This window comes from Tabrizicola sp. (assembly GCF_016792905.1).
Classification (GTDB): domain Bacteria; phylum Pseudomonadota; class Alphaproteobacteria; order Rhodobacterales; family Rhodobacteraceae; genus Tabrizicola.
In genome coordinates this window covers 57,599-72,402 of the sequence record NZ_JAEULP010000069.1, presented here as the reverse complement: position 1 = coordinate 72,402, position 14,804 = coordinate 57,599, and the positions used below count along the sequence as shown (strand labels likewise).

Here is a 14,804-nt window from a genome sequence, read left to right as displayed (position 1 = left end):
TAGACTGGCGGGGCATTTGCTGAAGGACCCGATTTGACCGCGCTTTCGGACAGGAGTGATCAGCATGGCTGACGACCGCAACATCACAGTCAGCACAGCATTGGGCGACAAGCTGCTCTTTGCGCAGATGGAAGGCTTCGACGAGATCAGCCAATGCTTCCGCTATGAGACCGGGCTGATCAGCAAGGACATCAACGTCAAGGCGGAAGACATCCTGGGCACGGCGGTAACGATCGCTGTCAAGACCGACAGCGCCAAGCGGTTCTTCCACGGCTACGTCGCCGAGTTCGCCTTCCTGGAATACCGCGAGGACTATGCCCACTATCGCGCTTTGCTGCGGCCCTGGCTGTGGTTTCTGACCAACCGCACCGACAACCGCATTTTCCAGAAGAAAAGCGTGGTCGAGATCATCGAGGAGGTTTGGAAACCCTATGCCAACGTCAAGGTCGAGAAGCGGCTGAAGAAATCCTACCCGCCGCGCGAATACTGCGTGCAGTATCGGGAGAGCGACCTCGACTTCGTGCAGCGGCTGATGGAGCACGAGGGGATCTTCTACCACTTCGACCATGCCGATGGCGAGCACACGCTGGTCCTGTCGGACGCGAACGCATCGGTGAAGGACGCCGAGGATTATGCGACGATCAAGTTCCGGGGCGAGGCTGGCAACGTCATCGGGCAGGACGACGTGATCACCGGGTTTTACCCGCGCGTCTCGGTCCGGTCCGGGGTCTATGCGCACACCGACTATGACTTCAAGAAACCCGCGACCGACCTGATGACGAAGTCGGATGCGCCGAAGTCGCACGAGGCGGCGAAAGGCGAGCTGTACCACTATCCCGGGGCCTACATCGAGGTGGGCGACGGCGAGCCGCTGGCTGCCGTCCGGCTGGAAGAGGCGCAGGCGCCGCATGTCCGGGTGGACGCGACCGGCAACGTGCGGGGGCTCTGGTCCGGCGTGAGCTTCACGCTGGAGGAATTCGAGCGCGAGGCCGAGAACGTCAAGTATATCGTGCTGCGGTCGGACTACGAGATGTGGGACGACCAGTATCGCGCGGGCATGCAGCGGCAGGGCGAGGGCTTCGGGGTGCGGCTGAAGCTGCAACCGCATTCCCTGGCTTTCCGCCCCGACCGCATCACCCCGCGTCCCCTTATGTCGGGACCCCAGACGGCGGTTGTCGTGGGGCCATCGGGCGAGGAGATATTCACCGACGAGTTCAGCCGGGTTAAGGTGCAGTTCCACTGGGACCGGCTGGGTGGCAAGGATGAGAACTCCAGCTGCTTCGTCCGGGTCAGCTCGGTATGGGCGGGCTCGGGCTGGGGCTTCATCCAGATCCCGCGCATCGGGCAGGAGGTGATCGTCGACTTTCTGGAGGGCAATCCGGACGCGCCGATCATCACCGGCCGTGTCTACAATGCCGCGCAGATGCCGCCCTATGGCCTGCCCGCGAATGCCACGCAGTCGGGCTGGAAGTCGAACTCCTCGCCCGGCGGCGGCGGCTGGAACGAGATGCGCTTCGAGGACAAGAAGGGCTCGGAAGAGGTCTACTTCCAGGCCGAGAAGGACCATAACGAGTTGGTCAAGAACAACGAAACCCGCACCATCGGCAACGACTTCGCCGAGGACGTGGGCCACGACGCCAAGCAGGACATCGGCCATGACCGGACCGAGACGGTGGGCAACGACAAGTCGGTGACGGTCGGGCATGACCAGACCACCAGCATCGGCAACAACGACACCGAAAGCGTGGGCGTCGACAGGTCGCTGACGGTGGGGTCGAACGAAACGATTTCCATCGGCTCGAATTCCACCGAAACCATCGGGATGAACCACACCCAGACCGTCGCAGTCGCCCAGGCGATCACCGTGGGCGCCGCGCGGGTCGATACGGTGGGCGCCTCCGAGGCGCGGACGGTTGGCGCCTCACAGACAATGACCATCGGCGCATCGCGCGATGTTACCGTGGGTGCCGCCGAGACGCATTCTGTCGGGGCGGATGACAGCTGGACCGTGGGCGGCAACCGCACGGTCTCGGTCGGCGGCAACGAATCCATGTCCATTGCCGGCAACCAGGCCGAATCCGTCGCAGGCGACGTGTCGATCAGCGTCGGCAAGGGCCGGTCTTCGAGCATCACCGACAACGAGGGGCTGGGGGTCGGCAAGGATATGAAGGTCTCGGTCGGCAAGAAGTACCTGCTTGAGGTTGGCGACGAGATCACCCTGAAATGCGGTGACGCGGAGGTGCAGATGAAGAAGGACGGCACCATCACCATCAAGGGCAAGGACATCAACCTGAAGGCATCGGGCAAGATCAGTGCAAAGGCGGACAGCGACGTCGTGATCAAAGGGTCGAAGATCAGCCAGAACTGAGCACGGGCTGGATCAGGCTGAAAGCATGTGGCGCAATGCGGCCCCCGGATCCTCTGCATCGACCGCGACGGGGGAATGAATCCGTGTCCACAATTGCAACGCGCCGCGGGCGGGGCCGTCGGGGTTTGGCGTCGGCAGGGCATCCAACGCAAGCCACAGGGCTTCAGGCGCGATCGCATCGGGTTGCAGGGCGAGGGCGGCGTCGCACCAGTCGTCGATGTCGCTGCGGGTCAGGTCTCCTTCGGCAATGATCAGAAGCGACAGAGGGTAAAGCCGCCCGGCGCTATCTTCGCTTGCCAGGATTACACCCGCGGCAAGGCGGCCGCCCGAGGGCAGGCAGAAGCGCAGGCCGCCGGTCGGAAAAACCCTTCCCTCGCGCTGCAAGGGGGCGACATGGCGGGTCAGCCAGGCATCCCAATGCTTGCGGAAGGCGTCCGGCAACCCGCGCCAGACGAAATCGCCGGTGGCTGGCAGCTTGCCGAAGAACCCCGTGACGGGGCGGCGGTCGTCGTCCGGTGTCAGAACTTCGTCGGGCATTTGAAGTTGCCGAACATCTTCAGGTCGAAGGGATTGTCGACGGAGCCGGCCCGCAGCTCGAAACTGGCCGAGAAGCCCGATAGTCCCAGGCGCAGGTTGAAGAGGTCGGACTGCGTGGTCGCAGAGAGTTGGCCCTTGCGGACCAGCCGCAGCCAGGCCCAGGCCCCGGTTTCCGAGGTCAGCGCTTCACCGCTTCCATCAGTGGGCTGGAACGAGAGCGTGACCTGGTTGGTTCCTTCCGGACCGGGCCAGGTCATCGGCATCGGGGCAGGGGCCGCGTTCATATAGTTCAGAATCTGGGTATCGACATTCAAGGTCACGCTTGCCGCATTCGGCGCAAGGTCCGTGGGCGTGAGCGTGAAGGCGAACACCGGACCGTTGCCACCGGAAAACATCCCGTCGCGGATCGACCGTGCGCTTTGGAACGGCGCGAGGAAAGACCCGTCAAGGCCGAAGTCCGCCCGCCAGGTCCAGGGCTTGGCCGTGGTGTCGACATAGGACAGCAGGTTGTCGGTCACGAACTTGTCGATCCGCCCGCCGGGTCCGAACAGTTCGCGGAAGTCGGCGATGTTGACGTCGATGGCAGAGGTTGCGTCAAAGGGATAGCGGCCCTCGGTCGCCTTGACACAGAAGTCGTAGACATCGGCGCGCCAGCGGTCGTTCAGGCGATCAATCACCTCGTCGCGGCCCAGGGCACTGGTCTGGCCCGCAATCCCGGCCACCCAGTCGTCCAGCGGGTCGGGAAGGATCTTGGCGGCGTTTGCCACGGCCCCCGTCTGTTCGGCGAGGGCGCCGCGGTCGGCAAGCGTCTGGCCCGCATTGGGCGAGTTCACAGCAATGCCAACTTCGTTCGCCAGCCCGGTGATGCTGAGGCCCACCTCATCCAGAAGCGGCGGCACCCCGTCCACCTCCTCGACCGCCGCCTTCAGGGGTGCGAAATGCAGGGCCACGTCGCTGCCAGGGGGCGGGCCATCCTCAACCCCGCCGGTCGAGGTGGCAAGCTTGCTCCCCGCCTTCAGAAGCTTGCCGACCTTGCCCAGTTTGGACACGGCCTTCTTGGCCAGCCCGTCGGTCGCGGCCCCACCCTCTTCCTCGGGGATGACGCGGGTCAGGTCGACTTCGTCCACGACGGCGCGGACCAGGCGGCGCAGCGTGCTGTCCGGGCTGGCAAGGTCCTTCAGGTTGACTGCGGCAGTCTGGAGATCGTTGAACTCTGCCAGACGGATGTCGCGCAACAAGCCGTCCCATTGGGCGATGAAATCGTCCTGGTAAAGCTTCAGGATGTCGGCTTCCAGGGTCGCGACCGAGGCGTCGGAGCTTTCGGCGCAGCCGCCCGCAAAGACCGCCTGGTCCAGCGCGGCGGTGGCTGCGACCTCGGGGATCAGCGGCAGCACCACGTTGTGGAAACCGTCATAGGTGAAGGCGCCGGGGAGACCGACACGCAGGGTCTTCTCGGAAACCCGGGTCAGGATGCGGGTCGCGTTCGGCCCGGCCTTTTCCGCGGGAATCCACTCGGGCAGCGCGGTCACGGTCGGATCGGCGAGCAGTGCGGAATAGGCCCGGGCCGCCAGCGGAATGGTACAGATCGACTGAAGCGATGCCTGCACCAGGGCGTTGTCCGGTGCGATCTTCTGTTCTTCCGATCCCATCCGGTCGATGGCCGCCAGCTGATGCTCCAGCGCGGCCTCGGTCGGGAACGGATCAAGCTTCGGGTCGAGCGGCAGCTGTTCCTGCCACCACTGCGCCGCGAAGTCGCGGTTGTAGGGGGCAAGCCCGGTCATCATGTAGTAGACCTTCAGCGCGCCCAGAAGGTATTCCGGATCGCGTACCTGCCGCCACATCGTCGCTTCCAGCATGGCGACCATGCGCGGTTCCAGGATGTTGCGCAGGCCCCGGTCATAGGCGATGCGCTGCGCCTCGGCCAGTTCGGGCCGCGCGGTGGGACCGACGAAGGTCAGGGGCGAGGTCGGGACTTCGGTGACGGCGGCCTTGATCTCGGTCACGCCGTCCAGCGCCAGTTCAAGGTCCAGGGGGTCGGTGGGGGCCTGCCGCGCGGCGACATTGGCCAGACGGCCGGAGAGGTCGGCCAGCAGCCGTTCCTGGTCGTCGATGGCGCCGGAATAGCGCAGGAAGGAAAACAGGAAGACAAGCCCCGCCACGATGGTCAGCAAGGACGCCCCGGCCAGCGAGCCGCGCCAGAGCCACTTGCGGCGTTCTTCGGCAGCCGCATCGAAGGTCCCAAGCCCGGCCTCGGGAAAGATGAGATCGGTCAGCATGTTGCGAAGGAAATACGACCGCTTTTCGCCAAAGGTCCGCTGGGCCGGCGCGTCGGCGTTTAACCCGAAGGATCCTGCCAGTTCCCCGACCAGCCGGTCGATAGGCGACCCTTCCTGCGTGGCGGACGTGAAGTAGAACCCGCGCAGCCAGGGGCTTTCCTCATAGCGGCTTTCGCCGAAGACCGCGTCGATCAACAGTTTCAGCGGCGCTTCCAGCCGTTCGACCTGCGAGGGGAAGCGAAAGACCTCGGCCCGGCGATCCAGCGCAACGTCCTCGGCCATCCGGCTGACGAGGCGGGTTTCCAGATTGGTGAGGAGGGCCTTTGTCTCGCGTTCGATCATCGTGCGGTCGATGCGGGCGTCGGTCGGCAGGGTGGCACCCCAGACCTGTTCCCGTTCCTTGGTGGAGAGCGGGCCGAAGAAGGCCTCGAAGCCCGGCACCAGGTCGACCTTGGTGATCATCAGGTAGACCGGCAGCTGGATTTGCAGCCGCTCGCGCAGTTCGGCCAGCCGCTTGCGGATTTCGCGGCCGTGTTCGCGGACTGCGGTTTCGCCCGCGAGGAGCTCCTTCAGGCTGAGCGTCAGGATCACCCCGTTCAGCGCCCGCTTGCCCCGGTGCTTCTTCAGCATGTCGAGAAAGCCCAGCCATTCGGCTGAGTCGATTTCCGGGTCGCTTTGCTGCTGGACATAGCGACCGGCGGTGTCGACGAGCACCGCGTCCTCGGTGAAGAACCAGTCGCAGTTGCGGGTGCCGCCGACTCCCTTCAGGTCATCCGACAGATCGATCGGGAAATGCAGGCCGGACTGCCGCAACGCGGTGGTCTTGCCCGACCCCGGCGGCCCGATGATCACATACCACGGCATGTCGCGCAGGAACTTCTTGCCGCCAAGCTTGGACCGCTTCATCTCGGTCAGGACGGAAGCGAACTTGGTGTTGATCTCGGCCACGTTGGCCTCGCCCGGAAGCGAGACCTTGGGCTTCTCAGGCGTGGCAAGCTCGGCCACGAAAAGCTGGTTCTTCTTTGCGGCCCTGAGCTGCGCAAGGAGCAGCGAGAAGAGCCAGAGGACGAGGATCACCGCGATCACGATCATCCGCACCAGATCGTCGGCCAGCGGCACCATGTCCCCGACCGAGACGAGGGGCCCGAACAGCCAGATCAGCGCGCAAAGAAGGACGATGCCGATGAACGTCCAGAGACGGCGCGAAAACAGGAAGCGGAAGATGGCCTTGATCACTTTCATCTCACAGCTTCTTCTCGATCTTGATCTCGACCCGGCGGTTCTCGGCCTTGCCGGTCTTCGTCTTGTTGTCGCCCACGGGCTCGCTGTCGCCCCGGCCTTCGGCGACGATCAACTCGGCAGGCACCCCGGCATCGGTAAGCAGGTCGGCGATGGTCTTGGCCCGCGCCTCGGACAGGCCCTGGTTCGAGGCGAAGGGGTTCGAGGCCTGGACGGGAACCGAGTCGGTATGGCCGATCACCGTTACCTTGCCGATCACCTCGATGTTGTCCTTGATGCACTCGGCCAGTGCCGTGACGAGGGGGCCGTAGACATCATTGATGTCGGCCTTGGCGGACCGGAACACTTCGGGGTTCGAGCCGCGCAGGGTGAAGAAGGCAAGGCCCACGTCATCCTTGCCAGTCAGGGCGCTGGCGGTATCGGCGGGGGCCATGGCAATGCAGGCGGGGACAAGCTCCAGTACCACGGGCTCGATCTTGATTTCCGGCGCGGGCGGTTCGGCGTTCGAGCGCACGGGACGGAAGATCTCGGCGCGTTCCGGGGGCGGGATCAGGCGGGCGAGCGCGTAAAGCTGGGTCGCCTTGTTCGAAAGCTGGATGCCAAGTCCCACATAGATCGCGGTGATCACCGCGACGGCGGCCAGCCCGATGGTCCAGATCGGCACCGCAAAGCGCGGCTTTTCATCCGGCGCATTGACACCCTGCCAGTGCGGCGAAAGCTCGGCCGCCTCTGCCTCGGGGTTGCGGATGGCACGGGCGATCGAGGAGCGGAGGGCCAGAAGCGCCTGATCCCCGGTGCGGCCCTGTACCCGGTGCTTGCCACGGAAACCGAGGTTCAGGCACTGGAAGCCCAGTTCCAGCATCTCCGGGTCGCGGTTCGGATAGCGGAGCAGTTCCTCCAGCCGGTCGAAGAACTTGGTGCCGGCATCGACCTCGCCCGACAGTCCCGTGACAAGGGGCTGCCGGGGCCAACTGGAATGCCCGCCCCAGGGGGTGTTGAGTGCGATATCGTCGATCAGCGCGGCGACGAACCATGCCGCCTGGTTGGCGCGGGTCATCGGCACGCCCATGCCGATGGCGCTGTCGCGGGCGTCGATCAGGTTCTCCTGCAAGCGCAGGCGCAGCGCCTCGGCGTTGGCCGGGGGCGTGGCGCGTTCCAGTTCTGGGGCGAGTTCCAGAAGCGTGGCGAAGGCGACGATCAGCGGATTGGCATGGGCGCGGGTCAGGCGGGCCTTCGGACCCCGGCCGCCCTGCGGCGGATAGTCCGGCGGCGGGCTGCCATAGCCGCCTTGCCCGCCATACCCCTGACCTCCGTATCCCTGTCCCCCGTATCCTTGCGTCGGTGGCTGTTCGCCGCCGAAGGTCGGGCGCTGCGGGGTGGTGGCGGGCGTGCCGGATTTCACCGGCCGGATGCGGGTGCGCCCGGCGTCGTTCGATAGACCGAAGGGATCGTCCTGGTCGCTCATGCGCCCGTCACCTGTTCACGGCATAGCAGTCGATTTCCGGCTCCCGTTCCAGCGCGCCCGAAACGCCGATCACGAACCCAGGCGCGTCGGTCAGCTGGGCGAAATGCTCGGACTTCTGGTCAAGCTCCAGGCACAGCCGTTCCCCATCATAGGGGATCTCGCGCGGCTGCGAGTGGAGCGGTTTCAGCGGAATCCCCGGCAGGCGGGATTTCCACAGTTTTTCAAAGGCATCCGCGGCTCCGACCGTGGCCTGGCTGACGAAGATCCGCCGCAGCATCTCGTCCGACATGTCTGACCCGACGCGAAGCACGATCCGGCTGGATTTCAGGATGTCCGGGTTGTCGATCCGCACCTTCCAGATGTTCTGCGCGTGGCGGGCCACCTGCAGGGCGCGCGACTTCGGCTCGACATGGCGCAGGGACAGCATCAGTGAGCGCAGCGTGTCGGCCAGGGCGGCAAAGGCGGGCTGCGGGTCGAGGTGGTCATAGGCCGGAAGGTCCGACAACCGCCGCGACGAGGAGCCATAGGTCGCCATGCGTCCGGCCAGTCCCGCCAGCTCCATGAAGAATTCCGACGGATGGTGCAGGTTCTGCGCCAGCATGTGCGCAATGCGCGGGCGGGCGGTGTTGGCCAGTTCGAGGAGCAGCAGGTTCTCGATCCCGCGGCCCGCGCCGCCATGCACCATCTTGCCATGCGCTTCGCCGATGCGGTCCAGCCCGGTGACGACCTCTTGCGCAAGGCCCGCATACCACGGGACAGCGGCAAGGCAGAGCGCCGGGGCAAGATAGCCGTCCGACAGGGCGACGGAACCCTCGGCCCGCAGGCCCTCGACCCGGGCGACGGGCAGGGCGACGTAACCTGCGGAGTCCTCGCCCGGAAGGATCAGGCGGGCGGCGAGGCGGGCGACTTCCAGCTCTTCGGGCTCGGCGCCGTTGCGTATGGTGTCGCGGACGGTCTGGATCACCCCGCGATAGCGCGACCCGGCGGGTTCGGCATGGGCGGGGTCGATGGTAGCCGAGCCCGGGCGTTCGACGGGAATGGCCAGGGCGACAAGACCCGACATGTCGGCCTTGATCGCCACGGGGGCGGGGGCGGACATGGTGTCGGGGATGGCAAAGGGCGTGCCGTCCGGGAAGATGCCTGTGGCCGAGGCGACGGCGACCCGGCCCGCGTCCAGTGCGGGCTTGTCCAGCACCAGCGACCGGAAGCCGAAGGCCTGCATCGGCGCGGCCTGGAGCGCACCGCGCACCAGGCCTTCGGTATAGCGGTCCTGCTGTTGCAGGTGCTGGGTGCGCAGGAACAGCCCTTCGGACCAGACGACCTTGTTCTTGTCACTCATTCTTCTGTCCTGCCTGTTCCTGCATGCGGCGCGGGGTCACATCGGGGTCAGCTTGATCCCGCTGGCGGTCACGTCAAGCGCGAACGTCACCGCATCCGTCGGCGAGACCGAGGACTTGGCCCGGAACTGCTTGCCCGCCGGATCGCGGAAGCCCGCGACCAAGGCAACAAGCGTGGTGGTCGGGTCCAGCGTGATGGTCTTCGTCGCCTTGCCACCCGGGGCCAGCGCGATGGCATCGGCGCTGACCAGGTCGGCGCCAAGCGCCTTGGCCGGGGATTGCAGCGCGAAGAAATCGGCGCCGTCGAACGCGCCGGCCCCGCGCAACTGCAGGATTTGCAGCGTCAGCGGACGGTCGGCGCCATCGGGGCCGGGGTTCACCCCCGCTGCCGCCTGCGCGACGAATGTTACCGATCCGGGGCCCGAAGGGGCGCAGGCTACGAGAACAAGGGCGCCGCCTCCGATCAGAAAGGCCCGGCGTGGAAATCCAGCTTCATTGGTCATCGGTCTTCTCCCTGTTGCCTTCATATGCATCCCTGAAATCCGCCCCCACCTCGCCCAGGAAACGGTCCTCGGCGGCGCGGGCGATGTCCTTGTAGCGCTCGGTATAGGCCTTCCACAGCTTTGCGCTGCGACCACCGGAAAACAGCGCCTCAATCATCCCGGTCTCGACCAGGTCCTTCTCGACCGCGGCCGGATCGAAGCGGTCGATCATCCGCCGCAGCGCCGACTGGATCGCCACCCAGGACCGCAGCTGATGGTCGGCCAGATCGCGGAAAGCGCCGTTGATCGCGTCGTCCGGGGCCAGGTAGCCGGGCCCGCGCGGGGCAACCATCGCCGCCAGCGCCTCATTGGTGGAGGCCAGGAATTTCAGAGGGTTGACATCGGTGTTGCTGATCACGGTCTGCGCCACGCGGGCGTTCTGTTTTTCCTTGGCCCGGGTCCGCAGCATCAGCATCAGCCCCTCGACCAGAAGCCGGAAACGCTGGCCCAGGGCCTCCATCTCGGCAGCCGGGTCGGCTGGTGCCGCAGCGGGTTCCAGCCCGAGGCCCCGAAAGAAGGCCTCGCGCAGTGCGGCGTCCGCGACGGGAGAGACTTGCGTCGAAGCGACGGAAGGGGCAGCGCGTGGAGCTGCGGAAGCTTCGGCAATCGGCGGCGGGATGGGGGCCACACGCTGGCGGCTGCGGTCTTCCTCGTCCGGGATCGGGGCGGCGGCGGGCGCTTTGGGGACAAGTCGCAGGGGTTCGGCAGTGGGGGCAGGCGGTTCGGTCGAGGTCGCGGCGGGCGGCATGCCCCACCAGTCATCGCTTGCGGGAGCCGCTGGCGGAGGTGCGGCAGCAGGGGCGGGTGGCGGGGTGGGCGGGCTTGCCTTGGCGGGTTCCTCGAAGAACATTCCAAAGCCGAAGTCATCGGGCCGGGTAGCAATCGGTTGCGGAACGCCGCCTGCCGGACGTGCCTGAACCGACGTGTCAAGCGTGAAGGGATCGTCGAACAGGGGCGGCGGCGGGGCGCGTTCGGGTGCGTCCGGCAGGCGGCGGGCGTCGATGGTACCTGTGTCGAACGGCTGCGGCAGCCCCTCCGGGCGGCGAACTGGAGGGGGCGGCGCAATCGACGCCGAGAAGAAATCATCATGGTCCAGCCGCCTCTGAGCCGGTCCTTGCGTGCGAGGCGTTGGTTCCGAGGCCGTCGTCTCGATCTCGACGCGGATTACCGTATCGCCAAGCCGCAGGCGCATCCCAGATTCCAGCCTGGCGGCATTCCCCGGGCCCAGCGGCTGGTCCTTGCCGTCGATGTAAAGCCCGCCCCGGCTGGCGTCGGTGACGATGAACTGCCCCGCCTCGCCGGTGATCACGCAATGCTTGCGCGAGACATACATGTCGGGGTCGTTGATCTGCCAGGAACATTCCGCCCCCCGGCCAATCGAGAACTCGCCCCCGGGGTGGCGCATCTCGTGCCGGTCCTGGGGATGGGGGCTGTGCTCGATGGTCAGGCGGAGGGTCATGCGGCCTCCACCTGTGCGACCTGATACAGGCGCAGGTCATCGGCATCCGCCTGACGCTTCGGGGACAGCCATGTGGTGCGGCCCAACTGGCACTGGCCCAAGCGCGCATCGGGCACCTCGTCGCGGGCCAGGACAAGGCGCAGGTTGAACTCCATCTCGCGGCCCATCGCATGCCGGAGGGCGTGGCGCAGCCGCCCGGTCAGCGCCGGGTCGGCAAGGAACGCGGTAAACCGGACCAGCGTCAGCGGCCCGACGCGCAACTCGACCAGTGTCTGGCGCTGGAAGCTGCGCGCGCCGACGACAGCGGATCGGCCAAGCTGGGAATGGGCACGGCCAAGCCGCGATTGCAGGCGCGGCGGGATTTCCGTCCAGCTGCCAAGGAACTCGACCAGATTGACCGGAGCCTCAAGCACGTCGCCCAGATAGGCGGTCAGCCGCTCGACGCTGTAGACCTGACGACCGAGCGAGGTGGCGTGCCGCAGCTTCAGCCGGGTCCCGGCATCGGCCGCCCCCTTCGGCCGGGTCCCCGGCAGCGCGACCCCAGCCAGCGCCTCGACCATCGCCTGCACGCGGCCCGCCGCGCCATGTTCGATCTGCACCTCGGGCCGCGCATCGGCCCAGGCCCGCCAGTACAGCGCCATCATCCGGTGCTGGAGGAGGTTGCAGAAATCAAGGAAAGTGGTGTCCGACGCCGCATCGCTGCCATCGGTGAACCAGCGGTCAGACATCCGGCCCATGATCCAGCGCGTCAGGTGCAGTGGCATCGCGCCTTCCGGCCCCAGAAGCCCCAGCACCTCCACATCCACCTTCGCCGGGGTCGTCTGGTTTCCCGGGACGAAGCCCGCCACGTCGCGGGTGCCAAAGGACAGGCGGGCGCGCTGGCCCAGCCGTGCCGGTTCCCGCGTCGGCCCGCCCGACCGGCCGAACCGCGCGCCGTCGCGTTCCAGCCGCCGCAGAAGCTCGAAGAAGTCCATGCTTTCGGGCGCTGGCAGATCGCCCGTCAGATCAGGGCGCGGTTGCCCGGCGACATCGGCCACGACACGTCCTCCTGTCTTTGCATGAGATGGGTCTTCGTGCGCACGAAGGAATTGATTGCGGCATGGCGGGCGAAAAGCTGGTTCAGAAGCGCCGAGAGAAGCAGCGTCGAGGCCCCGGTCATGGTCGTCTCGTCCACGTCCAGCGTCACCTCGATGCCGTGGCCAAAGCAGATCGGGCCGGGGATGCCGAGCCGTTCCACCACCTGCCGCGACCGGACCCGTGTGATCGACCGCGCATGCCGCGACAGCGCCGGATCGCCCCGACCGGCGTAAAGGTCCAGCATGGCGCGCAGAGGCTCTGCCTCCAGTCCAGGTTCGGCCAGCGACAGGTGGTTCAGGGACAGTTGCGCCACCAGCCGCCAGGCCAGGTCGTCCAGTTGGCTTTCACCGCCCGAGACGATGTTCGGCAGGGCCGAGGCGACCGATCCCCGCGGGCGGCGGAAGGGGGACAACAGTTCCACCCGCCCCACCGGATCGCCGGTTTCCAGGCTGAGTTTCGGGCTGTCGTCGAGGATCGGCAGGTCGCGATTGGTGCAAAGCGCGCGAATGTCCAGACGGCGCAGCGCCTTGGTCACGGTGACGTCGGCAGGCCGGGCGACCGACAGGAACAGATCGTCGCCGGTATAGTTGGTGCGGGTCTGGCCGCGGCGGATCTCGTCCTCGCCCGGGCGGCGCGGGCGGCGTTCGGTGGTGTAGACGAGGCCCGATCCCCGGTGCTGCCCGACGGAATACAGGGGTTCCACCAGCGCCTCGGGCCCGTCGCTGTCGGCATCTTCGACGTTGGTCAGGCGGTAGATCTCGAAATCACGCGGGCGGGTGCGGTCGGCGTGGACGACATGGGCGGCAGAGCGACCGTCGATGTCGATGACGTTGCATTCTTTTTCGAACAGGTTGACCAGCGGCGTGACGAACAGGCGGAAGTCCTTTGCCGCGATGTCGGAAATCTCGGGCCGGGCCGCATCTAGGTAGATCACCACCTCGCAGCTGCCTTGCGTGCAGGCCCGCAGCGCCGGGTTCAGCCCGTCCAGCCGCAGGAAGTGGAAGCGGTCCGGCATCAGGAAATATTCCCGCATCAGCCGGTAGCCTTCAAAGGACGGGCGGACGCGGGGCAACAGCCCCTCGCGGTCGGTCACGCCGACCAGCGACGGCCCGGTCAGCGGATGCGCGCTGCCCTTGGCCGACCGCGCGATGGCGGCCGAGCCATGGCCGAAGACCGCATCGAAAATCACGCCCCCGCGCGAGCCGCCGACGAACCACAGGTCCAGCCGGTCAAGGCTGAGTTCCGCCAGCGACCCCGGCCCGACCCGCGACAGGGTCAGCCGGATCGCGGCCTCGGCCTCGGGGCGATCCAAGCCCGCGGCGTTCATTGCGCCCCGGTCCTGAAGGTATTCCGCCTTGTCCAGCGCGATGGGCCACAGCGCCACCTCCTGCGTCGAGGTATAGGTCGCGCGGGTGGAAATCCCCTCGCGGTAGGCGGCAACAAAGCGGGTGCCGCGCTGCACGCGATGCCCGTCGAGCATGGTCTGCACCTGCGGCCCGGGATGCAGCACCGCCATGGTCATTGCAGGGGCGGGGCAGACAAGGTCGGGATAGAGTTCATCCAGAAGGTTGCGGACATAGCGGCTGCTTTCGGCATCGACCTTCAGCCGGGTCCGCGCCGCAAGGTAAGCCACGCCCTCCAGCAGGCGTTCGACGTAAGGGTCGGGGCAGGGCACCGCGTCCAGTGAAAGATTGCGCGCGACGGTCGGGTGGACTGCTGCAAACTCGGTGGCAAGCTCGCGGATATGGGCAAGCTCGTCTTCGTAATATGCCATGAAGTTCCGGTCCATCACGCGTCCTCGACCGCTGTCGTGGCGCGCCCGTTGTCCAGGTCGATCTTCGTGGACAGCCGCAGCCGTTCGGGCACCGGCGACAGCATCAGCATCGCCTCGACCTGGATCAGCATCCCCGTCCGGTCGCCCTGCGAGACCTTGACGCGGATCGTGTCACGCTTCAGCCGTGGCTCAAAGACCGCGATCACCTCGCGCAATTCCTTGGCCAGCGCCGTCATGTCGAAATCGGACGCCGAGCGGCCCGAGAACGAGGGCACCCCGTAGTTGATCACCGACCGGCGGACATGCGGGAAGGCGGCGATCACCTCTTGCGGGGTCTCGAAACCCTTCTGTTCAAGGTCGCTCAACTGCACGCCGGATTCGTAGCGCTCGACATTGAAGAGCGCCTCGATGTCGCGCCGGACCGCCTCGCGCAGGACCGAGGCATTCACCACGATGCCGCGTTGCTCCAGAAAGGCGCGGCGGGCCATCTGGGTCAGGAACTGGTGCAGGTCGCGCTTGGTGTCGGGGTCGAAATCGTCATCCACCTCGATGCTGCGCACGCCTGCGGCCAGCACCTCCTCGACCTTGGCAGCGCCGACCCGCGAGACCAGATCGGCGCGCTGGCGGTCGGTTTCCGACACGATGCCGGGCAAGTCGTCGACGAGGCGGTCCCAAAGGCTGGGCTGGACCGCCTCGGTGCGGGATTGAAGGATCGGATCAGCCACCTGTC

At 66.6% G+C, this 14,804-nt stretch carries 10 protein-coding genes; 1 reads left to right on the top strand and 9 read right to left on the bottom strand.

Annotated elements, in window-relative coordinates; genetic code table 11:
* Window positions 1-64 precede the first annotated feature (64 nt).
* Window positions 65-2,368, top strand: a complete 2,304-nt coding sequence (gene tssI / locus JNL31_RS14835; protein WP_294974757.1) for a type VI secretion system Vgr family protein — start codon at window positions 65-67, stop codon at window positions 2,366-2,368.
* A 12-nt stretch (window positions 2,369-2,380) separates the two neighbouring features.
* Here the strand turns inward: tssI and tagF are convergent, their stop codons facing one another.
* The 9 genes from tagF to tssE are packed head-to-tail and all read right to left on the bottom strand — an operon-like array spanning window position 2,381 to window position 14,799.
* The gene (gene tagF / locus JNL31_RS14830; protein ID WP_294974755.1) at window positions 2,381-2,905 is read right to left on the bottom strand and encodes a type VI secretion system-associated protein TagF; all 525 of its coding nucleotides are present in this window, start codon (window positions 2,903-2,905) and stop codon (window positions 2,381-2,383) included.
* Window positions 2,887-6,423 (bottom strand): type VI secretion system membrane subunit TssM, encoded by a 3,537-nt coding sequence (tssM, locus tag JNL31_RS14825; RefSeq protein ID WP_294974752.1) that lies wholly within the window; start codon window positions 6,421-6,423, stop codon window positions 2,887-2,889. Before tssM ends, tagF begins: the two co-directional genes overlap by 19 nt.
* Window position 6,424: 1 nt before the next feature.
* Window positions 6,425-7,885 (bottom strand): type IVB secretion system protein IcmH/DotU, encoded by a 1,461-nt coding sequence (gene icmH, locus JNL31_RS14820; RefSeq protein WP_294974750.1) that lies wholly within the window; start codon window positions 7,883-7,885, stop codon window positions 6,425-6,427.
* A gap of 7 nt (window positions 7,886-7,892) precedes the next feature.
* Window positions 7,893-9,224 (bottom strand): type VI secretion system baseplate subunit TssK, encoded by a 1,332-nt coding sequence (gene tssK / locus JNL31_RS14815; protein ID WP_294974748.1) that lies wholly within the window; start codon window positions 9,222-9,224, stop codon window positions 7,893-7,895.
* A 36-nt stretch (window positions 9,225-9,260) separates the two neighbouring features.
* Entirely contained in the window at window positions 9,261-9,725 is a 465-nt protein-coding gene (tssJ, locus tag JNL31_RS14810) for a type VI secretion system lipoprotein TssJ (protein WP_294974746.1), read from the bottom strand.
* Window positions 9,715-11,223 (bottom strand): type VI secretion system-associated FHA domain protein TagH, encoded by a 1,509-nt coding sequence (tagH, locus tag JNL31_RS14805; protein ID WP_294974744.1) that lies wholly within the window; start codon window positions 11,221-11,223, stop codon window positions 9,715-9,717. Before tagH ends, tssJ begins: the two co-directional genes overlap by 11 nt.
* A complete protein-coding gene (tssG, locus tag JNL31_RS14800) occupies window positions 11,220-12,260 on the bottom strand; it encodes a type VI secretion system baseplate subunit TssG (RefSeq protein WP_294974743.1) in 1,041 nt (346 codons plus the stop codon). The genes tagH and tssG overlap by 4 nt, the downstream gene beginning before the upstream one ends.
* Window positions 12,224-14,089 carry a type VI secretion system baseplate subunit TssF gene (gene tssF / locus JNL31_RS14795; RefSeq protein ID WP_294974741.1) on the bottom strand — a complete coding sequence of 622 codons (1,866 nt, stop codon included), beginning with the start codon at window positions 14,087-14,089 and terminating at the stop codon, window positions 12,224-12,226. Before tssF ends, tssG begins: the two co-directional genes overlap by 37 nt.
* Entirely contained in the window at window positions 14,089-14,799 is a 711-nt protein-coding gene (gene tssE / locus JNL31_RS14790; protein WP_294974740.1) for a type VI secretion system baseplate subunit TssE, read from the bottom strand. The genes tssF and tssE overlap by 1 nt, the downstream gene beginning before the upstream one ends.
* Window positions 14,800-14,804: the final 5 nt, after the last annotated feature.